Origin of the sequence: Comamonas halotolerans (assembly GCF_030162935.1) — a bacterium.
GTDB lineage: Bacteria > Pseudomonadota > Gammaproteobacteria > Burkholderiales > Burkholderiaceae_C > Comamonas > Comamonas halotolerans.
In genome coordinates, this window is record NZ_JASAUZ010000074.1 from 93,462 (window position 1) to 115,161 (window position 21,700).

Below are 21,700 nucleotides of genomic sequence, written 5' to 3' on the forward strand. Positions count from 1 at the left end.
ATCAATGGTTGTGTTAGCAGGTCTAAGGGCTGGGCATTGTGCGTTGACGCACCAATGTGCTTTTGCCAAACAGGCTTTCCACCAGGTCCACCACCAGTTCAGCCGTCTGGTTGCGGATGTCCAAAGCGGGGTTCAGCTCCACAATATCCAGCGATGCCATGCGTCCGGTATCCGCAATCATCTCCATGCACAGCTGGGCTTCACGGTAGTTGGGCCCGCCACGTACGGTAGTACCAGTGCCCGGTGCAATCTCCGGATCGAGAAAGTCCACATCAAAGCTCACATGCAGGTGCACATCTTCGGCACCAGGCTCTGAAAGCCCTGCCAAACCCTGCTGCATCACCGCACGCATGCCCTGCTCGTCAATAGCTCGCATATCAAACACCTGCAGCCCCAGGTCTTGAAGGATGCGCTTTTCCACAGCATCCACGCTGCGCAAACCAATCTGGCATATGGCCTGCCCCTGCAATGCGGGTGCCATGCCGGATAACTGAGTCAAGGCATCGGGCCCATGCCCGCACAAACAGGCTACGGGCATGCCATGCAGATTCCCTGTTGGGCTGATGTCCGGTAAGTTGCAATCTGCATGGGCATCCAGCCACAGTACGCGCAGACGTTTGCCTGCGCTGCTGCAATGCCGTGCCACCGCACTGATGGAGCCCGTAGCCAGGCTATGGTCGCCACCCAGCATGATGGGCATACGCCCCGCTTGCAGCTGCGCATAAACGGCATCGTGTGCCGACTGGTTCCAAGCGCAACATTGTTCATAGTTACGCACACCATGCGCATCGCGTGCGCCACATGGGTTAGGCGGCCCAGCAAGGTTGCCGATATCTTGCACCTCCACGCCCAAGCGTGTCAGCGCAGCGCCTAGTTGCGCCACACGCAAGGCATCCGGCCCCATGGCAGCCCCCAATCTCCCCGCTCCCACATCGGTTGGCACACCGATCAAGGTGACTGCGCTCTGGTGCGCATCTCCGCGTGCGCCATGCGTATTCAAAGTTACCGGCAACGTTGCCTGCATTCATGCCACCTTTTGCAAATTGGAAGGAACCGTGGATGCAGCAGGGTGCACCAAGGCAAACAAGTCCTTGGGATCCGTCATTGTGGGCACTAGCTCGATATGCGACAGCAAGCCTGCTTGTCTGGCGAGCAGCCGCATGCTGCGCAGCGCAGAATAATCTTCCAGCGCAAATCCAACGGAATCGAACACTGTCACCTGCTCGGGCGACACCCGACCTGGTGCTTGCCCGGTGAGCACACGCCAAAATTCGGTGACGGGAAAATCTGCTGGCATTTGCTGCAGTTCTCCTTCCCGGCGCGTCTGTGGCTCATACTCTACAAACACGCTGCCACGTCGCAGCACCTCGGCTGCCAGCTCTGTTTTGCCTGGACAGTCGCCTCCCACAGCATTCACATGCATGCCCGCAGCCAACATGCTGCCATCCACGATGATGGCATTGGTTTTGTCTGCCGTGACGGTGGTCACGATATCTGCACCCTGTACGGCAGCTGCAGCGCTATCTAGGGTGAGCAATTGCACACCAAACTCCTTAGCCCAGGGTGATAGATTACGCACCAACTTGGTCGTGGCTTCCGCATCCACGTCAAACAATTGCAGACGCCGTACGCCCAACAGTGCTGTGAATGCCAGCGCCTGGAACTCGCTTTGAGCGCCATTGCCAATCAATGCCATGCAACGGCTATCGGGACGCGCCAGGTACTGAGCGGCTAGCACAGACATGGCGGCCGTGCGCAGCGCAGTGGTCAGCGTCAGCTCACTCAAAAACACAGGTGCTCCAGTAGCCACATCGGCCAGAGCACCGAACGCCATCACCGTGGGCAAGCCATGTTTGGTGTTGATGGGGTGGCCATTGACATATTTGAAGGCATAGTCGCACGCATCGGCTACCGGCATGAGCTCAATCACACCCTGGGCCGAGTGCGCTGCCGTGCGCGCTGTCTTGTCAAATTCGTTCCAGCGTGCGAAGTCCGCCTGTAGTGCCTGCACCATCTCTTGCAGGCAGACATCTACGCCAACACGGGCCACAAGCCGTACCGCGTCGCTTGCGCTCAAAAACTCTGTCTGCACCTGCTTTGTCTGGCGGCGGTGAATACGAGAGACTGGCATTTGCACCTCCTTCTGCCAACAGGCTTCCAATATAGGCCTTTGATTCCCACAGTGTGGCAGTAATTCAAATAGACAGCTCCTAGTTGAAATTGCCAAAAATTTATCATTTCGCTACTGATGATTACCACTATGCCTAATCTGGATCAGATTGATCAGCGCCTGATTGAACTGCTGCTCCACAACGCCCGTGAAAGCATTGCCACACTCGCTGCGCGGCTGAGCGTTTCACGCGGTACCATCACCAACAGGCTGCGCCGTCTGGAAGACGAAGGCATCATCGTCGGCTATACCGTACGCCTGAAACCAGAGGCTGAAACAGGCTGCCTGCAAGCCTGGATGAGCGTAGCCATTGAAGGCAATGATGCGAGGCGTGTCATCGCGTCTTTGCTGGGTGAGCCGGCGGTGCAAGCTTTGCATGCAACCATTGGGCAGTGGGATCTGCTGACCAAGCTACAGATCGCCAGCTTGCCAGAGTTGGCCCATGCGCTGGAGCGGATTCGCTTGATCAAAGGCATCTGCCATTCCTAGACCAGCATCCACCTTGAAACCCTGCGAGCCCCCACAGCGCACTCGAAATAGAACATCGTGTTTGAAATGCTTTGGAGCATTGCAATGACAATCACTACCAAAGCATCCTTACAGCCTGCACACAACGGTGTGTCCACTTTCCCCTCTGACTGCTATTTCTTCCATGTACCTTGCCCTAAAACACTCCCACATGCTGTTCGCGGTGCTCACGCTGCTGCTGTCTGTTGGCTATCTGGCGATGGCCTGGAAGTCGACTCCCGCTACCAAATCCACACTGGTCTATGTCTTTACCCGGATTTTTGGTGGTATTGCCGCCTTGACTGGACTTGGCGTCACCTTTGTCGGCCCTTGGCAGCACATGATGTTTCCTTACATCGGGCTTATTCTGTACGTGGTGCATGGGCTGTGCATGGGTTTTGCCAAGCGCAGCATCGCCTCTCCGCAGCTTGGTCTGCGTCGCTCCATGTTGGCTTTGCAATTGCTTGTCTTGCTGATGCTCACAGGCTTGATGGGTGCTAAAAGCTTTTAAAAATGCCCTAAGTCAAGGAAAAGGCTCCCCCACGGAGCCTTTTTTGTCACATCGACCATAGTCTTTATAACCAAAAGAGATAGTTCAAAAACAAAATAATATTTTGAAATCATAAAGAGCTTGCATAAAGTGCGCAGCCATACGAGAAAACCATCCGTCGGGTGGCAATCTCTCACGATGACGACTGCGCCATGTACCAATACACAGAATTCGACAAAGCATTCCTGAGCCAACGGGCCGCCCAGTTCCGCGACCAGTTGGAGCGCTGGCAAACCGGCAAGCTTCCAGAAGATGACTTCCGCCCGCTGCGCCTGCAAAACGGCTGGTACGTTCAGCGCTACGCGCCCATGTTGCGTGTGGCCATTCCCTATGGAGAAGTTTCCAGCGCTCAGATTCGCGTGCTGGCACGCGTGGCACGCGAGTATGACGAGCCCGAAGCCGAGGTCTTCCGGCAAGCCATGGAAGGTCAGGGCAAATTGGGTACCACTTTCTTGCCGACCCACTGCGCCCACTTCACTACGCGAACCAATGTGCAATTCAACTGGATCCCGCTATCCAAAGCTGCCGATGTGATGGAGCTGCTGGCCACCGTGAACTTGCACGGCATCCAGACCAGTGGCAACTGCATTCGCAACACCACCACCGACGCCCTGGCTGGCGTGGCCGTCGATGAAATTGTTGATCCTCGCCCCTACGCAGAAATTCTGCGCCAGTGGACCACGCTGCACCCCGAATTCGCCTTTCTTCCACGAAAGTTCAAGATTGCCATTTCGGGTGCCCGTGAAGACCGCGCAGCCACAGGCTGGCACGACGTGGGCCTGCATCTGCTGAAAAATGATGCTGGCGAGATCGGCTTCAAGGTGTTTGTAGGCGGCGGCATGGGCCGCACACCGGTAGTCGGCACCGTGATCCGTGAGTTCCTGCCCTGGAACCAGATCATGAACTACATCGAAGCCATTGTGCGCGTCTACAACGAGCTGGGCCGCCGCGACAACAAATACAAGGCGCGCATCAAGATTCTGGTGAAAGCAGAAGGCCAGGCCTATATCGATGCCGTGGAAGAAGAGTTCCGCCAGATCGTGGAGATTGACGGCGGGCCACACACCATCCCTCAAGCGGAGTTTGACCGTGTGGCTGCCTGCTTCGTAGACCCCGAACTGCCCGCGATCGCCGATGTGGAACCCGCAAAAGCCGAGCAGGAGCTGATAGAAAATGCCGCCCGCCACCCTGCGTTTGCACGCTGGCTCAGCCGCAATGTGCACCAGCACCGCAATCCACAGCTGCGTGCCGTGACTTTGTCGTTCAAGCGACCTGGGCAGGCACCAGGTGATGCCACCGGTGACCAACTGGATGCTCTGGCTCAATTGATGGACACCTACTCCGCCGGTGAGGCACGCATCACCCACGACCAGAACGTGGTGTTGCCCTGGGTGCACGTCAGCCAGTTGTTTGCCCTATGGCAGGACGCCAAGGCGCTAGGCCTTGCCAGCACCAACGTAGCGCTGCTGACCGACATGATTGCCTGCCCCGGCGGTGATTTCTGCGCGCTGGCCAATGCCCGCAGCCTGCCCATTGCAGAAGCCATTACCCAGCGCTACCAGGACCTAGACGAGCTGGACGACATTGGCGAGATTGATCTGCACATCAGCGGCTGCATCAACAGCTGCGGCCACCACCACAGCGGGCACATCGGCATTCTGGGCGTGGATAAGGATGGCAAGGAGTGGTACCAGGTAACGCTGGGTGGCTCGGACGGCTCCACGCTGTCGGGCAACAACCAGGCGGGCAAGGTGATTGGTCCCTCATTCTCCGCCGCTGAAGTGCCGGATGTGCTGGAAGCCGTGTTGAACATCTACCGCGACCTGCGCGAGCCCGGTGAGCACTTCATCGATGCCGTACGCCGCATCGGCCTGGAGCCCTTCAAGGAAGCTGGCAAGGCTGCACGTCACCCCGTGCAAGAAGTCGCGGAAGTAGCTTGAGCAGCAAGAAGAACAAGGACTGAACCATGAAAATTCTGGCCCAAAATGAATACCATGCGCCCGCCGAAAGCACCGGCAGCATACTGGTGCTGGCCAACGACGTGAATGCGCTGGAGGTGGATCTGGATGGGATTACGCAGATAGATCTGCACTTTCCTGCCTTCACCGATGGCCGTGCCTTCAGCCAGGCCTATCTGCTGCGCCGCCGCCGCAAGTTTGCGGGCGACATTCGCGCTACCGGCGATGTGCTGATCGACCAATTGGTGCAGATGCACCGCACGGGTTTCAGCTCTGCCGTGCTGCGCGAAGGCGTGGATGCTGCCGATGCACAACGCCAGTTCGAGCGCTTCAGTGGCTTTTACCAGGCTGATGCTGTCAACACCACGCCTCATTTTGCGGAGTCCGTATGAGCCAGCTCGACATCTCCCGCATCAATGCCGAACTTGGCCACAACGCCCAGGCCCTGGTGCAATGGGCGCTGGAGCTTGACCAAACACCTATTGTCACGACCAACTTCCGTCCATTCGAGGCCGTCATTTTGCACATGGTCACCCAGGTAAAACCCGATGTGCCGGTGATCTGGATGGACAACGGCTACAACACCGAGGCCACCTATCAGTTTGCCGATGCCGTGACCCGACAGTTGGGCCTGAATCTGAAGATTTACCTGCCCTTGCGCTCACGCGCCCACCGCGAGGCCGTGGAAGGTCCCACACCGGCGCTGGATGATCCACGCCACGCAGCCTTTACCGAAGAGGTCAAGCTCGAACCCTTTGCGCGAGCCTTGCGCGAGACGCAGCCCAAGGTCTGGTTCACAGCCCTTCGCGCGACCGATAGCGCGGTGCGTGCCCAGATGGAGCCGGTGAGCATCAACCCCGATGGGCTGATCAAGGTCGCGCCATTGCTGCACTGGTCTTCCAAGGACCTCTATGACTACTGCGAAAAGCACGGTCTTCCCAATAACTTCGACTATGTGGACCCCACCAAAGGGGAAGAACAGCGCGAATGCGGTCTGCATCTCGCCCATTGAACGCCTGCACCTCGCAAACTTTGCTGCCAACACCGCGCTCAAGCTTGTTGGCGCTTGATTGGATTGGAATTACGACATGAACGCCCGTGTTGACAACCACGTGCTGAGTCAGCTCAGCAACCGCCACCTGGATGCGCTGGAAGAAGAAACCATCTTCATCCTGCGCGAAGTGGCCGCCGCCTTTGAACGCCCTGCCCTGCTGTTTTCCGGTGGCAAGGACTCTCTGGTCATGCTGCGCTGTGCTGAAAAGGCATTCGGTGCAGGCCGCATCCCCTACCCCTTGCTGATGATCGACACTGGTCACAACTTTCCCGAAGTGACCGATTTTCGAGATTTCCGCGCCAAGGAGCTGGGTGCAGAACTGATTGTGCGCAGTGTGGAAGACTCAATGGCCCGCGGCACCGTGCGCCTGGCGCACCCGGGTGAGAGCCGCAATGTGCACCAGTCTGTCACCTTGCTGGAGGCAATCGAGGAGTTCCGCTTTGACGCACTGATCGGCGGCGCTCGCCGCGATGAAGAAAAGGCTCGCGCCAAGGAACGCATATTCAGCCACCGCGACAGCTTCGGCCAGTGGCAGCCCAAGGCCCAACGCCCCGAGTTGTGGACACTGTTCAACACCCGCATTGCACAAGGCGAGCATTTCCGAGTGTTCCCCATTTCGAACTGGACTGAACTGGACGTGTGGCAGTACATCGAGCGCGAGCAAATCGCGCTGCCGTCGATTTACTACACCCACCAGCGTCAGGTCGTGGAGCGAAAAGGCCTTCTGGTGCCCGTCACCGAACTGACACCGCCAAAGGATGGCGAAGAAGTCGTTCTTCGCGATGTGCGTTTTCGCACCGTGGGTGACATCACCTGCACCTGCCCTGTGGAAAGCACTGCCGCCACAGCAGCCGACATCGTGATCGAGACTCTGGCCGCAGAGGTCAGCGAGCGTGGAGCCACCCGCATGGACGACAAGACCAGTGATGCCTCCATGGAAAAGCGCAAGAAGGACGGTTATTTCTAATGACAACCCAAAATACAGCCTCCATCACGGGCACAGCCAATGTGGCGGTGCCCTTTGGCATCAACCCTGAACTGTCATCGGCCCTGCGCTTTATCACCTGCGGCTCGGTCGATGATGGCAAATCCACGCTCATTGGGCGCCTGCTGGTCGATACCCGCGCCGTGCTGCAAGACCAGCTGGCCGGTGTCACCAAGTCCGGTGAAACTGATCTGGCCCTGCTCACCGACGGACTTTCGGCCGAGCGTGAGCAAGGCATCACGATTGACGTGGCCTACCGCTACTTCAATACCGATGCACGCAAATTCATCATTGGCGACGCACCTGGCCACGAGCAGTACACACGCAACATGGTGACTGCGGCCTCCAGTGCCGATGCTGCTGTGGTGCTGGTGGATGCCACCAAGCTGGAATGGCAAAACCCCGGGCTTACCCTCCTGCCGCAAACGCGCCGACACAGCCTGCTGGTACACCTGCTGCGCGTGCATTCGCTGGTGTTTGCCGTGAACAAGCTCGACGCTGTGGATGACCCCACGCAAGCCTTCGCCCACATCCGTGACGCGCTGCAGCGCTTTGCGCAAGAAGCGGGCATTGCCGTCAGTGCCACCATTCCTGTTTCGGCGCTCAAGGGTTACAACGTGGTCACCCGTGAGGCTGGCTGGGCGGGCTATGACGGCCCCAGTCTTTTGCAGTTGCTTGAAAAGTTGCCCAACACCCCCGCTGACAGCGATCTGCCGCTGGCATTGCCCGTGCAGTGGGTGGAGAAGTTCCACGACAGCGCCATCACCACCCAGGGCCGTCGCGTGTTCTGGGGCCGTGTGGCTGCAGGAGTAGCGAAAGTGGGCGCGCAAGTGCAGATTCTGCCCAGTGGCCAACTGGCCACAGTTGCGCAGGTCATCGACCATGGCCGAGCCCCGAAAGACGTGGATGCAGGTTTATCTGCTGGCATTACGTTGGATAGAGAGGTGGATGTTTCACGCGGTGACTGGATTGTGGCTGCTCCTGCCGCAACCAACAGTGCGGACGACGACTTCGACACACCTGCTCCGCAGCCGACTTGGCCCAGCAGCCGCACATTCAGTGCCACCGTGGCCTGGATGGACAACGACCCCCTGGTGCCCGGCCGTGTTTATTGGGCATTGCATGGTCACCGCTGGGTCAAAGCCAAGGCACAACGCGTGGTACACCGCCTGAACATTCATACGCTGGAAGAAGAAACCTCCACGCAGCTGGAGCCCAATGCCATTGGTGTGGTGGACTTTTCTCTACAGGAATCTATTCCAGCAAGCAGCTTTAACCACAGCCGCGCCCTGGGCTCTATGATCTTGGTCGACACCGCCAGCAATGCCACTGCCGCAGCTGTTTTGGTGCGCTAAGTGCCTATAAAGCTTGATCTCATCGCAGAAAACACAGGTTTGCACTCTTGAATCTCTGCCAACTAGTGGCAGGGATTCAGAAAAAACCTAGAATCGTGGGTTAATACTGATCCACTGCATAAGAAGAATCCCTCATGACACACGTCGTCACCGAAAACTGCATCAAATGCAAATACACCGACTGCGTGGATGTTTGCCCCGTGGACTGCTTCCGCGAAGGCCCAAACTTCCTCGTGATTGACCCTGATGAATGCATTGACTGCGCAGTTTGCATTCCCGAGTGCCCAGCCAACGCCATTTTTGCGGAGGAAGACACACCCGCAGATCAGCTGGCATTCATCAAGCTCAACGCCGAACTGGCAGTAGCCAAAGGCTGGAAGAGCATTACTAAGCGCAAGGCTTCTTTGCCAGACGCTGACGAGTGGAATGGCAAGGAAGGTAAGCTTGCCTTGCTGGAGCGCTAATTCTTCACCCGCATTGCGCTATCGCTATTTTTTTCAGCCCCAGCAATGGGGCTGTTTGCTTTGTAGAGCTTTTGTATGACCTTGGAACACACTCTCACCGTTCCCACGGAAATCGACGTTGCAGTCATCGGTGCAGGTGCTGTGGGCATGTTTCAGGTGTTTCAGCTGGGTTTGCAAAACCTGCACTGTCATCTGATCGATGCACTGCCGCATCTGGGCGGTCAATGCGCAGAGTTGTACCCGCACAAACCTATCTACGACATTCCAGGCATCCAGGCATGTACCGGCGCCGAGCTGGTTGAGCGGCTGCGTGTACAGATGGCACCATTTGCGCCCACCTTGCATCTGGGACAGCAAGTACAAACGCTGCAACAGCAGGACGATGGCCGTTGGCTGCTGATTACCAGCGCCAACACTCAGCTGTTGGCTAAAGCGGTGGTGATTGCAGCAGGCGTGGGATCTTTTGTCCCGAAAACGCTCAAGCTTGACGGTATTGAGGCCTTGGTCGGCCACAGCGTGCACTACCATCCCAATGACTTGAGCAGGTTGCCCCTGGAACAGCAAGATGTGCTGGTACACGGAGGCGATGAACTGGCAGTGCAGGCTGCCCTGGATGCCCTGACCTACCGCCCCGCCAGTGTCACCCTGATGCACCGTCGTGATGTTTTCAATGCGCCACAGGCCTTGCTGCAGGCCCTACACAGCCACCAGACTGCGGGCCGCATAAGAGTGCTGGCCGCGCAACCGCAAACGCTGCACGCTCAGGAACAAGCACTGCGCAGCGTGGAAGTCAGCCTGCCTGATGGCAGCAGCCAGACTCTGCCTGTGCAGCAATGGCTGGTCTTCCAAGGTATCTCTCCCAAGCTTGGCCCAGTTGCGGACTGGGGGCTTGAACTGGTCAAAAAACAATTGCCGGTAGACACCGGCACTTTTGTGACCGAAGCCCCTGGCGTTTATGCCGTGGGCGACATCAACCTTTATCCCGGCAAACGCAAGTTGCTGCTGTGCGGCTTCCATGAAGCAACGCTGGCCGCCTTTTCAATTGCGGAATACATCACCGACAAGCCCGTGCTGCTGCAATACACCACCACCAGTACACGCCTGCATGCGCTACTGGGTGTGGCGCAGGTCCAGGACGCCACAGCGCAATAAGCCTCGACCTCAGTCAGCGTACCGGCAGGAATGGCAACAAAGGCCCTGCCACAATCGCCTGCCCGAATCCAATCGCTGTTCGACGCACACGCTCTGTGCCAAAGCTGGCGACCAAGTCCAGACGCGCAATGACTTTGCCCATCTCACGCTCAAAGCTGAGGTTACGCTCCTGTTCAGAAATATGGTTGGATAACAGAAGCAGCTGCCCCTGGGCGTTTCTGCGTGTGTTGAGCACCCAGTTGGCAATCTCCACATTGCGTGCTGCGTTATAGACATGCTGTGCGTGAATGCCATCCACCAGCGTGAAGCTGGTACGGCCACCGTGCGATATCAGCAACATGTCCCCCAAGGCGTACCCGAAAGCAGCAACACGATCTCCGGAAAACTCTGGACTCAGCGCTTTGCTCAAGGCTTGTACATCCCGAAGGCCATCCAGCGCGGGCCAAGGTTCACGCTCCAAAATAGCTGTGCGCACTTTGGTCAAAGCTTCCTGGCGCGAAACCGCTGTCTTACGCCATTCACCCGGATTGCGTTGGTATAGCTTGTCCATCAATCGCATGAGACTGTCGAGATTTTCTTGCATGGCCAACGTGGTAATGCGATTGCTCTCGGACTGCAGCAGCTCCTGCATGGAAAAACTGTCCCCCGCCACCTTGCCATGCGGTGCAGGTGCCGATGCGCACCCTGTCAGCAACAGAACACATCCCCATGCACACAGCAGCATGAAGGATCGAAATGATCTTTGGTGGTTTGCCAGTCCCATGAGTGAAGCATATCCAAGGGCTTGCCATGCACCAACTACTGTTTGAAACCTCTGTCATTTCTTGACATATACCAAATTCTGTCAATTCTTGGGGGCAAACCGGTTCAATTACGAGGAAGTTTGCAGCGCAGGTGTGCCAGATAATTGCGTGCCTTCTTATTAGCAATGCAATGCCCGCAGAAACTGCACAACGCCGCCAAAGACTGCCCGCTGAGGTCCGTATCAACCAGATACTGGATGCGGCACTGGCCGAGTTTTCTCAACACGGCTTTAAAGCAGCGCGCATGGAAGACATTGCACAAGCTGCGCATTTGTCTAAAGGAGGCTTGTATGCGCACTTCCCCAGTAAAGAGTCGCTGCTCCAAACCTTGCTTCAGCGTGTGGTGGAGCAGCCTCTGCAGGAGAATCTGCATTGGTGGCCGCAAGGCGTCCAGACTCTTGATGCCTTGGTGAACGCATTCGTGGATCACACCATTGATCGTTTGATGGATCCAGCGTTCCTGCCAACCATCCGGCTGCTTTTGGCTGAGTCGCCGCGTTTGCCTGCAGGCATACAAGACTGGCATGCCAAGATGATGCAGCTGCACTATGACAACCATGAGCGCCTGATCCAGCGTGCGGTTGCGGAAGGACTTCTAAACCAGACGCCAAAAGCTGAGGATTGCACCATCTTGATGCTCCCCATGATGCACACCCTGCTGATGGTGCTTGCCAGTGGCTCCCCAATAACCCCTGCACAGCTAGAAGCGCTGCGTCCACAAAACAAAATGCTGCTCATGCGATTGCTGCGCACTTGATGGTGTGCTTTCACCTTAGCCGCAGCTTCCATTCTCACTAAAGACCGACCAGTCGGTAGCAATCTTGATGTAACTCAAGGCCATTCTGGCCACCAACTTTCACACTGTGCTCAGCCGCCGCATTGAGCGGTCTCTTCGCACAGTTATGCTCCCAGCCTTTCACCTCTCGTTACGTCCTATCGCATGGACAGCCACCATCAGCGCTGCACTGCTCACGATGGCTTGCGCACCTCGCCTGGGGCTATTGGAGCCAGACCCCGCCTTACCGGCCATGTGGCCTTCCACTGCTCCTGGTACCACCTTTGCCGATGCACCCCTTGCCCAGTGGCAGACTGTGGTAACCGACCCCGTGTTGCAGCAATTGCTCAAGCAGGCCAGCACCCACAACCACAATCTCCGCCAGGGACTGCTGCGCGCGCAAGAAGCCCGTACTGCATACGGCATTCAACGTGCAGAGCGTTTGCCAGCACTGGGCATCGGCAGTTCCCATTCGCGCGCCCGTGTTCCCGGTGACCTGAATGCCAGCGGACAATCAATGGTTGGCAGCGACCATGAGGTGTTTGTGGGCCTCAATAGCTGGGAACTGGACTTGTGGGGCCGTGTACGCAACCTCAGCGAGGCGGCCTTGCAACAGTATCTGGCCACTGAAGCGGGCGTGCAGACAGCACGCCAGGGCCTGCTGGCTCAGGTGGCGCGCAGCTATCTGTCACTGCGCGAGATCGAAGACCGGATTGCTCTCACGCAGCGCACCGTGGATAGCCGCGCTGAAACATTGCGCATCTTTACCCGACGCTACGAATTGGGAGCCTTGAGCAGGTACGCGCTGACTCAGGTGCAAAGTCTGCACAATCAGGCTCGCAGCATTGCCATCCAGCTAGAGCAAGAACGTGCACAGGCCATCCATGCGCTACAGCTGCTCACAGGCGCGGACATCAGCCAGCTACCGGCTCACGCACCTGACACTCAGGTTTTTGCAGCGGTTCCTGTGGGCCTGCCCTCCAGTCTTTTGAACCAGCGCCCCGACATTGTGGCCGCCGAGCACCAATTGAAGGCAGCGCACGCCAGCGTGGATGCTGCAAGAGCTGCATTCTTCCCACGCATTGCGCTCACGGGCAGTTGGGGCACCGGCAGCGCGCAACTCAGCGGTCTCTTTGAGTCGGGTAGCAAGGCATGGACTTTCATGCCGAGCATTTCTGTGCCAATTTTTGATGGCGGACTGCGCCAGTCCAATCTTGACCTGGCGGCAGTGCGCCAGAACATGGCCGTGGTCGAATACGAACGCACCGTACAAACCGCTTTCCGTGAAGTGGCAGATGCATTGGCCGTGCGCCACAGCATGCAACAACAGGTGGAAGTTCAGCGCAGCAACCTGTCCGCTCTTCAAGAACGTGCGCGTCTTGCACAGCTGCGCTATGACAACGGCGCTTCGCCTTATCTGGATGTACTGGATGCCGAGCGCGAGCTGCTGGCAGCTGCACAACAGATGGTGCAAGCAGCCTATGCATTGCAAGGTGCGCATGTCAGTGTTTACACGGCGATGGGAGGCGGCACCGATTTAGGCGTTACGCCAGAGCCAGACCTTCCTGCAACCACCGGACCTCGCGCAGCCCAGAACTTATCTTGACCCCCTCCGCACCATGCCTCAGAAAATCACAAAAAAAACGCTCACCTATCTGGCTGCCGCAGCCGCTGTCGCACTCGCAGCAAGCTATGCCTGGAAACAGTGGCAAACCAGTCATCTCAACGAAGGTTTGGTAGGTGGTAACGGACGCATTGAAGCCACCGAAGTAGACATTGCAACCAAACTAGGAGGACGTGTCGAAGAAATTCTGGTGCAGGAAGGTGCTTTTGTGAAAGCCGGTGAGCCCCTGGCACGAATGCAGATTCACACCTTGCAGGCCCAGCACCAAGAAGCCGTGGCCGGTCAGGACCGTGCCGTGCACAACGTTGCGGCAGCCAAGGCTCAGGTTGCGCTGCGCCAAAGTGACCATGCAGCATCGCTTGCCATGGTGGCACTGCGTGAGGCCGAACTTGATGCTGCTCAGCGCCGCCTGGCTCGCTCAGAAACCTTGACCAAGGAAGGAGCCAGTTCTGCCCAGGAACTGGACGATGACCGTGCACGTGTACGAGGTGCGCAGGCTGCACTGAAAGCCGCACAAGCGCAAGCAGCTGCCGCTCAAGCTGCCATTGCAGCTGCACAGGCACAGGTCACGGGCTCGAACTCAGCCGTGGTTGCAGCACAAGCCACGGTCCAGCGCATTGCCGCAGAGTTGGACGACAGCACCCTGGTTGCCCCTCGGGATGGCCGTGTTCAGTTTCGTCTTGCGCAACCTGGAGAAGTCCTGGGCGCTGGCGGCAAGGTGCTCAACGTGGTGGATCTGTCCGATGTCTATATGAGCTTCTTTTTGCCTGAAGCCATTGCTGGCCGCATGGCGTTGGGCGCTGAAGTGCGAATTGTCCTGGATGCTGCGCCAAGCTTTGTGATTCCTGCCAAGATCTCATTTGTCTCAGCTACCGCTCAATTCACACCGAAGACAGTGGAAACAGCCAGCGAACGTCAAAAGCTGATGTTCCGCGTCAAGGCCCAGATTGATCCACAACTGCTGCAAAAACATCTGCAGCAGGTCAAAACCGGCCTGCCTGGTCAAGCCTGGGTTCTCGCAGAACCCGGAGCACAGTGGCCGGCACACCTGCAAGTGAAATTGCCGGAGTAAGACCATGCCCGCAGACATGGCAAGCCGTGCGACGACTCCGGTAGCACGCATCCAGAACGTGCACCAACGCTATGGCGCCACAGAAGCGCTCAAAGGGCTCACTATCGACATTCCCGCTGGTGTCATGGTTGGCCTGATCGGGCCTGACGGCGTGGGCAAATCCAGCCTGCTGTCCTTGCTGTCTAGTGCGCGAGCCTTGCAAGAGGGTGAAATATGGGCTCTCGGCGGTGATATGCGCCTCAAAGCACACCGCGATGCGGTCTGTCCACGCATTGCCTATATGCCACAGGGCTTGGGGAAAAACCTCTATCCCACGCTCTCGGTCGAAGAGAATCTGCAGTTTTTTGCCCGCTTGTTTGGTCATGACGAAGCCGAACGCCGCACCCGCATCGATGACTTAACCCAGAGCACCGGCCTCAAAAATTTTTTGACCCGCCCGGCAGGCAAGCTCTCTGGTGGCATGAAGCAAAAGTTGGGACTGTGCTGTGCACTGATTCACGACCCGGACTTGCTGATTCTGGATGAACCTACCACGGGTGTTGACCCGCTGGCGCGTGCGCAGTTCTGGGACCTGATCAACCGCATTCGCCGCACACGTCCACATATGAGCGTGGTGGTAGCCACGGCCTATATGGATGAGGCCCAGCGTTTTGACTGGCTGATTGCCATGGACGACGGCCAGATTCTTGCCACAGGCACGCCCGAGGAGCTGTTGACACGTACCAGCACACAGTCGCTGGAAGCGGCATTCATCCACCTGCTGCCCGAAACCAAAAAGCAGGGGCACAGCGCAGTGCTGATTCCGCCTCTGCAAGTCAACGATGATGACATCGCCATTGAAGCGCAAGGCCTCACCATGCGCTTTGGTGATTTTGTAGCCGTCGACCATGTGAGCTTCCGAATCCGGCGCGGAGAAATTTTCGGCTTCCTTGGCTCCAACGGCTGCGGCAAATCCACCACCATGAAGATGCTCACCGGATTGATGCCTGCCAGCGAGGGCACTGCCTGGTTGTTTGGCCAGGAAGTCAATCCGCATGACATCGCCACGCGCCGCCGCGTGGGCTATATGTCGCAGGCATTCTCACTCTATGGTGAGCTGACGGTGCAGCAAAACCTGGTGCTGCACGCGCAGTTGTTTCACGTTCCTGCTGCGCAGATCAATGCGCGCGTTGAGGCCATGCTGGAGCGTTTTGAACTGAAACACGAGCGCCACGATCTGCCCGACAAACTCCCCCTCGGTCTGCGCCAGCGCTTGTCACTGGCGGTGGCCATGGTGCACAGCCCGGAACTGCTCATTCTGGATGAGCCCACCTCCGGTGTCGACCCTGTTGCGCGGGATCAGTTCTGGCGTCTCCTGATCGAACTTTCGCGCCGTGACAAGGTGACTATTTTTATCTCCACCCACTTCATGAACGAAGCAGAGCGCTGCGATCGCATGTCCATGATGCACGCAGGCAAAGTGCTGGACAGCGACACCCCTGCCAAGCTGGTTCAAAAACGCAGGGCAGCTTCGCTTGAGGAGGCATTTATTGGTTATCTGGTGGAAGCCTCGGGTGAAACTGCGCCTGACCTTGACACTAAAAAAGTAGCCGTGCTTGAGCATGCGCCCAGCACTTCAACAACAGCCGAACCACAAGCGACCAATAGGCCAGCCACCACCGCCCCGGTGGAGGAGAGCTCCTGTTCTGTACATGCTGCACCGCGTTTCAGCCTGCAGCGCATGTGGAGCTATCTGTGGCGCGAGTCCCTGGAACTGCAACGCGACCCCGTGCGTGCCACATTGGCACTGGTGGGCTCGCTGGTGCTGATGGTGGTGATTGGCTTTGGCATCAGCATGGATGTGGAGGACTTGACCTTTGCCGTGCTCGACCGAGATCAAAGCACGCTCAGCCAAAGTTATACGCAAGGCCTCTCAGGGTCACGCTACTTTATCGAGCAACCGCCGCTGACTTCGTACGAAGATCTGGACCAGCGCATGCGCGCAGGCAAGATCACTGTAGCAATCGAGATTCCTCCCAGCTTTGGCCGTGATGTGCTACGGGGCACCCCCACAGCCATTGGCGCCTGGTTTGACGGAGCCATGCCCACACGCGCAGAAACCGTCAAAGGCTATGTACAGGGCATTCACCAACATTGGTTAGCCCAGCAAGTACGTGAGCGTACAGGCTTGAATCTGACAAACGCAGTGAGCATTGAAACCCGCTTTCGCTACAACCCTGACGTCAAAAGCCTGCCTGCCATGGTGCCTGCAGTGATTCCGCTGCTACTCATGATGCTGCCTGCCATGCTCACTGCCCTGGCTGTGGTGCGCGAGAAAGAGCTGGGCTCTATCGTGAACCTGTACGTGACGCCTGTGACGCGCATCGAGTTCTTGCTGGGCAAGCAACTACCTTATGTGGTGCTGGCCATGCTGAACTACGTGTTGATGTGCCTGATGGCTGTGCTGGTTTTCGATGTACCCATCACCGGCAGCGTGCTCACGCTGACGCTGGCGGCACTGCTTTTCAGCTTCATCGCCACTGGTATGGGCTTGCTGGCATCGGCTGTCACCCGCAGCCAGATTGCAGCCATGTTCTTCGCCATGCTGGGCACCTTGATTCCTGCCACCCAGTTCTCAGGTTTGACCGACCCTGTCTCTTCTCTGGAAGGCGCTGGCCGCATTATTGGCGAGTACTACCCTGCCACCCATATGTTCACCATCAGTCGTGGTGTATTCAACAAGGCACTGGGTATGCAGGACTTGGCGGCATCTTTTGTGCCACTGCTTTTAGCCATCCCCATCATCATAGGCATCGCTGTATGGGCCTTACCCAAGCAGGAAAAATGAAGATGTACGCCTTGTGTTGCAGCGCAACGCCAAGCACTTTCCCACTGGAGACCTGCCATGGGGCATAGCCTGAAAAACATCTGGCGCCTGGGCGTCAAAGAGCTGTGGAGTTTGTGGCGTGACCCAGTCATGCTCATTCTCATCATCTACACCTTCACGCTATCGGTATATACCACCGCGTCTGCCATGCCGGAAACGCTGCATCACGCGCCGATTGCCATCGTTGATGAAGACCAGTCACCGCTGTCTACACGCATTGCCTCTGCCTTTTATCCACCCTACTTCATGCATCCGCAGATGCTGACTGTTCAGGATGTGGACCCCGGAATGGATGCTGGCATCTTCACCTTTGCGCTGACCATTCCCCCCGGATTCCAGCGCGATGTGCTGGCTGGCAAAAAAGTGGAGCTGCAGCTGAATGTGGATGCCACCCGCATGAGCCAGGCTTTTTCTGGCAATGGCTACATCCAGCAAATCGTGATGGCCGAGGTCAATGAATTCGCTCAACGCCACCGAGCAACACCCAGCGCTGCAGTGGATCTGGAAGTGCGCGCACGCTTTAATCCTTCGCTCAACAAGATGTGGTTTGGCGGTGTGATGCAAATCATCAACAACGTGACCATGCTCTCCATCATCCTCACGGGCGCTGCGCTGATTCGTGAACGTGAGCACGGAACAATCGAGCACTTGCTGGTAATGCCCGTCACTCCGACCGAAATCATGCTGGGCAAGGTCTGGTCCATGGGCGCTGTGGTGCTTGTGGCTGCAGCGGTGTCTTTGAATCTCGTTGTACGCGGCCTTTTGCATGTACCGATTGAAGGCAGCATTGCACTGTTCATAGCAGGTGCCGCCCTGTGCCTGTTTGCTACCACTGCCATGGGCATCTTCATGGCCACTGTGGCGCGGTCCATGCCGCAGTTCGGCTTGTTGCTGGTGCTTACATTGCTGCCACTGCAAATGCTTTCTGGAGGCACCACACCGCGCGAATCCATGCCACAACTGGTGCAAGACATCATGCTTGCGGCGCCGACCACCCACTTTGTCAGCCTGGCCCAGGCTATTTTGTACCGCGGCGCGGGCATGGATGTGGTGTGGCCCCAGTTTCTGGCGCTGTTTGTCATTGGTAGCGTACTTTTTGCGCTGTCGCTGGCAAGGTTCCGCAAGACCATCAGTTCCATGGCATAGCAAAACTGCCGAAATACCTGCCAAGGCAAGCATCTGGATTTAGAACTACAAAGACCGCCTGCACAAGCCTGCAAGCCGAAGCTTTGCAACTCAGACAAAGCACAACACCGCTGGCAGTACAGAGATCCGAGAAGGTGGGACAACGATGTATCAGGAGTGGTGTGCCCGGTAATCAGTGTTCAGTGTTTGCGTTGCAATATGTGCAACGACAACCATTTGTCCAGTTCAGCCCCCACAAACACCAATACCCCACCAAGAATAACTTTGGTCCATTGCTCAGAATTGAGTGCTGCTGAGTCAAAAATGGCATGCATCAGTGGCCAGTGCACAAAAAGCATTTGCATCAGCAAGCACGCCAGCAGTGTCCACAGCACCATCCAGTTGCCATTCCATGCTGCCCCCCCCAGGGCGGGTGCGGCCACAAAACGGCAACTGAGCAAATAGAACACCTCGGCCATCACAATCGTGGTCACGGCCATGGTGCGTGCTACTGCCACGTCCGTGCCTTGATTCAGCTCCCACAGGAACAGTCCAAGCGCTGCAGCCATCATCAGCACAGAAACCAGCACCACCCGCCACAGCAGCCCCGCCGTAAGCAAGGACTCCTGCGGCGAACGCGGTGGCCGCCGCATGATGCCCTGCTCTGCGGGCTCAAATGCCAGGGCGAGCCCCAAGGTGCAAGAGGTCACCATATTGATCCATAGCAACTGCGCCGCCGTCATCGGCAAAGTAAGTTGGAACAGGATGGCCGCAATGACTACCAAGCCTTCGCCACCATTGGTGGGCAGCATAAAGAGGATGAACTTGCGAATATTGTCGTAGACGGCCCGCCCCTCGTGCACCGCAGCAGCGATGGTGGCAAAGTTGTCATCGGCCAGCACCACGTCCGAGGCTTCTTTGGCTGCTTCCGTGCCTTTGCAGCCCATGGACACACCCACGTCTGCGCACTTCAGTGCCGGCGCGTCATTCACGCCGTCACCTGTCATCGCCACCACTTGCCCATTTTGCTGCAAGGCCTGCACCAGACGCAGCTTGTGCTCCGGGCTGGCGCGCGCAAACACGTCCACCTCCAGCGCCACACGCGCAAGCTCCTCTGCGCCCATCAGCTCCAGTTCCGCACCAGTGACAGCAGGTTTTTCCATGCCAATCGCCAGCTGAGCGCCAATGGCACGTGCCGTCTCGGCATGATCGCCTGTAATCATCTTGACGCGAATGCCTGCACCATGACACTGCGCCACGGCACGCACTGCTTCATCACGGGGAGGATCCACAATGCCCACCAAAGCGAGCATCGTGAAGCCGTGTTGCACATCGGTATGCTCCAGGATTTCACCTGCACTACGCGCACGCTTGCACGCCATACCCAGCAGTCGCTGCCCGCGTGCGGCAATGTCGTTAGACATGCGGCGCCAAGTGTCCACGTCCAGGTTTCGCTCGCCCTCGGGGCCCCATTCGAAGGTACAGATATCGAGCATTTTTTCGGGTGCGCCCTTGGCAAAAATCCAGGGCTGCCCCTCGTCGTCGATGTGCGCCGTCGCCATGAAGCGATGCTGCGACTCAAATGGAATTGAGTCCTTGCGCGGCCAGGCCTGCACGATGGAAGCATGCTGCAAGGCTGCCTTGCCCCCCAGAACCAGCAATGCGCCTTCCGTCGGATCGCCCACCACACACCATTGCCCCTGCTCGTTGAGCACCATACGGGCATCGTTGCAAAGCATTCCGGCACGCAACGCCAACGCCAGCGCTTCATGGCGATTCGGATCTATGGGATTCTCATTCACCAGCAAGCTGCCTTCTGGCACATAGCCAGCCCCGGTCACTGTCACATCCAGCCCAGCACACACCACACGCTGCACGGTCATTTCATTGCGTGTGAGCGTACCCGTCTTGTCCGAACAAATCACGGTGACCGAACCCAGTGTCTCTACAGCAGGCAAACGGCGCACAATCGCGCGTTGTTTTGCCATGCGCTGCACGCCCAAAGCCAAGGTAATGGTCATGATGGCAGGCAAACCTTCAGGAATGGCCGAAGCTACCAGTGCCACAACCATCATGAACATTTCTGAAGCGGCGTGTCCCCTAAACCAGACGCCCAGCACAAAGGTCATTGCTGCAATCAACAAGATGACGAAGGCCAGCATGCGGCCAAACCGATCAATCTGGCGCAGCAGTGGCGTTGTGCTGTGCGCTACATCTGCCAGCATGCGATCAATGCGACCAATCTCCGTTTCGCGCGCGGTGGCAACCACCACACCTGTAGCTTGACCGTATGAAACCAGCGTCCCTGCATAGGCCATCCCACATCGATCACCCATTGGCGTGTCTGCCTGCACCGCTGCAATGTTCTTCTCCACTGGCAGTGACTCACCTGTCAGTGTTGACTCATCACAACGCAATTCCTTGACTTGTATCAACCGAAGATCCGCAGGCACGCGATCTCCCGAAGCCAGCACCACCAAATCGCCTGGCACCAACCAAACGGCATCGATTTCCTGGCGTTGGCCGTCGCGCACGACCACAGCCTTCGGCGACAGCATGGCGCGAATGGCATCCAGGGCGGACTCCGCCTTGCCTTCCTGCACAAAACCAATAACCGCATTGACCACCACCGCGGCCAGCAGCACTCCCGTATCAATCCGGTGTCCGAGAAAGGCCGTCACCACTGCGGCAGTCAGCATGACATACAGAAGTACGTTGTGAAACTGCAGCAGCAAACGCAGCCAAGGGCTGCGTCGGCGAACTGTCTGGAGTTGGTTAGGTCCGTATTGCGCCAAGCGCTGGTTCACCTGCTCTGCCGTCAAACCAGAGGGATTGACCTGCAGTTGTGTGAGCACAGCTTGAGCCGTTTGCGTGTGCCAATCAGTAGCAGAGCAAGCTTGGGAGGATTCTGAACGTGGGTGCATGCGGCATGGACTCCTTGTCCTGTCATGCTGTCACTATCACCACACTATGCAAGTGCTGCACGATTTCCTGTTCAGCCAAGTCTTGACACGCATCATGCTTCACCCCTAAAGCCATTCCCTGGGTACTCCACGCACCGCAACCACGCGATCACTATCTATTCATTCACCATCTCTTATCAGGATTTCAGGAAGATTGGCTGGTGAAGAAGACGCGGAAATATTCAATGCGTGTGGTCAAGAAACATGAACAAGTTAGCATCTCTTAATTGGCTGTAGGGTCATTAATGCCATCGCTACACAAGAGGGAGGGCATCGC

At 57.4% G+C, this 21,700-nt stretch carries 18 protein-coding genes; 14 read left to right on the plus strand and 4 right to left on the minus strand.

Annotated elements, in window-relative coordinates; translation table 11 throughout:
- Positions 1 to 22 precede the first annotated feature (22 nt).
- Positions 23 to 1,024, minus strand: a complete 1,002-nt coding sequence (rocF, locus tag QEP11_RS18805) for an arginase (RefSeq protein ID WP_284338171.1) — start codon at positions 1,022 to 1,024, stop codon at positions 23 to 25.
- Complete coding sequence (locus tag QEP11_RS18810) at positions 1,025 to 2,131, minus strand: ornithine cyclodeaminase (protein WP_284338172.1); 1,107 nt, start codon at positions 2,129 to 2,131, stop codon at positions 1,025 to 1,027.
- Positions 2,132 to 2,269: 138 nt separating this feature from the next.
- Here QEP11_RS18810 and QEP11_RS18815 point away from each other — a divergent pair, with 138 nt between their 5' ends.
- The 9 genes from QEP11_RS18815 to QEP11_RS18855 all read left to right on the plus strand — a co-directional run bounded on the left by QEP11_RS18815 (position 2,270) and on the right by QEP11_RS18855 (position 10,195).
- On the plus strand, positions 2,270 to 2,659 hold the full coding sequence (locus QEP11_RS18815; RefSeq protein WP_284338210.1) for an Lrp/AsnC family transcriptional regulator: 390 nt from the start codon (positions 2,270 to 2,272) through the stop codon (positions 2,657 to 2,659).
- A gap of 163 nt (positions 2,660 to 2,822) precedes the next feature.
- Positions 2,823 to 3,188 (plus strand): hypothetical protein, encoded by a 366-nt coding sequence (locus QEP11_RS18820; RefSeq protein WP_284338173.1) that lies wholly within the window; start codon positions 2,823 to 2,825, stop codon positions 3,186 to 3,188.
- A gap of 191 nt (positions 3,189 to 3,379) precedes the next feature.
- Positions 3,380 to 5,167, plus strand: a complete 1,788-nt coding sequence (locus QEP11_RS18825; protein ID WP_284338174.1) for a nitrite/sulfite reductase — start codon at positions 3,380 to 3,382, stop codon at positions 5,165 to 5,167.
- Between the two features lie 26 nt (positions 5,168 to 5,193).
- A complete protein-coding gene (locus QEP11_RS18830; protein WP_284338175.1) occupies positions 5,194 to 5,577 on the plus strand; it encodes a DUF934 domain-containing protein in 384 nt (127 codons plus the stop codon).
- Positions 5,574 to 6,197, plus strand: a complete 624-nt coding sequence (locus QEP11_RS18835) for a phosphoadenosine phosphosulfate reductase domain-containing protein (protein WP_284338176.1) — start codon at positions 5,574 to 5,576, stop codon at positions 6,195 to 6,197. Before QEP11_RS18830 ends, QEP11_RS18835 begins: the two co-directional genes overlap by 4 nt.
- A 76-nt stretch (positions 6,198 to 6,273) precedes the next feature.
- Entirely contained in the window at positions 6,274 to 7,206 is a 933-nt protein-coding gene (gene cysD, locus QEP11_RS18840; RefSeq protein WP_284338177.1) for a sulfate adenylyltransferase subunit CysD, read from the plus strand.
- Positions 7,206 to 8,579, plus strand: coding sequence for a sulfate adenylyltransferase subunit 1 (locus tag QEP11_RS18845; protein WP_284338178.1), 1,374 nt, complete (start codon positions 7,206 to 7,208; stop codon positions 8,577 to 8,579). Before cysD ends, QEP11_RS18845 begins: the two co-directional genes overlap by 1 nt.
- Before the next feature lie 134 nt (positions 8,580 to 8,713).
- A complete protein-coding gene (gene fdxA / locus QEP11_RS18850; RefSeq protein ID WP_284338179.1) occupies positions 8,714 to 9,043 on the plus strand; it encodes a ferredoxin FdxA in 330 nt (109 codons plus the stop codon).
- Between the two features lie 75 nt (positions 9,044 to 9,118).
- Positions 9,119 to 10,195 (plus strand): NAD(P)/FAD-dependent oxidoreductase, encoded by a 1,077-nt coding sequence (locus tag QEP11_RS18855; RefSeq protein ID WP_284338180.1) that lies wholly within the window; start codon positions 9,119 to 9,121, stop codon positions 10,193 to 10,195.
- Between the two features lie 13 nt (positions 10,196 to 10,208).
- Here QEP11_RS18855 and QEP11_RS18860 read toward each other — a convergent pair whose 3' ends face one another.
- Positions 10,209 to 10,919: a hypothetical protein gene (locus tag QEP11_RS18860; protein ID WP_284338181.1), complete on the minus strand. Its 711-nt coding sequence runs from the start codon at positions 10,917 to 10,919 to the stop codon at positions 10,209 to 10,211.
- Between the two features lie 209 nt (positions 10,920 to 11,128).
- On the opposite strand from QEP11_RS18860, the gene QEP11_RS18865 reads away from it, so the two are divergent.
- From QEP11_RS18865 to QEP11_RS18885, 5 genes are all read left to right on the plus strand, one after another.
- The gene (locus QEP11_RS18865; protein ID WP_284338182.1) at positions 11,129 to 11,755 is read left to right on the plus strand and encodes a TetR/AcrR family transcriptional regulator; all 627 of its coding nucleotides are present in this window, start codon (positions 11,129 to 11,131) and stop codon (positions 11,753 to 11,755) included.
- A 145-nt stretch (positions 11,756 to 11,900) separates the two neighbouring features.
- A complete protein-coding gene (locus tag QEP11_RS18870) occupies positions 11,901 to 13,379 on the plus strand; it encodes an efflux transporter outer membrane subunit (RefSeq protein ID WP_284338183.1) in 1,479 nt (492 codons plus the stop codon).
- Between the two features lie 13 nt (positions 13,380 to 13,392).
- A complete protein-coding gene (locus QEP11_RS18875; protein WP_284338184.1) occupies positions 13,393 to 14,469 on the plus strand; it encodes an HlyD family secretion protein in 1,077 nt (358 codons plus the stop codon).
- Positions 14,470 to 14,473: 4 nt separating this feature from the next.
- On the plus strand, positions 14,474 to 17,296 hold the full coding sequence (gene rbbA, locus QEP11_RS18880) for a ribosome-associated ATPase/putative transporter RbbA (RefSeq protein ID WP_413788756.1): 2,823 nt from the start codon (positions 14,474 to 14,476) through the stop codon (positions 17,294 to 17,296).
- Positions 17,297 to 17,353: 57 nt separating this feature from the next.
- Positions 17,354 to 18,481 (plus strand): ABC transporter permease, encoded by a 1,128-nt coding sequence (locus QEP11_RS18885; protein ID WP_284338185.1) that lies wholly within the window; start codon positions 17,354 to 17,356, stop codon positions 18,479 to 18,481.
- Between the two features lie 179 nt (positions 18,482 to 18,660).
- Here QEP11_RS18885 and QEP11_RS18890 read toward each other — a convergent pair whose 3' ends face one another.
- Positions 18,661 to 21,384 carry a cation-transporting P-type ATPase gene (locus QEP11_RS18890; RefSeq protein ID WP_284338186.1) on the minus strand — a complete coding sequence of 908 codons (2,724 nt, stop codon included), beginning with the start codon at positions 21,382 to 21,384 and terminating at the stop codon, positions 18,661 to 18,663.
- Between the last annotated feature and the right edge of the window lie 316 nt (positions 21,385 to 21,700).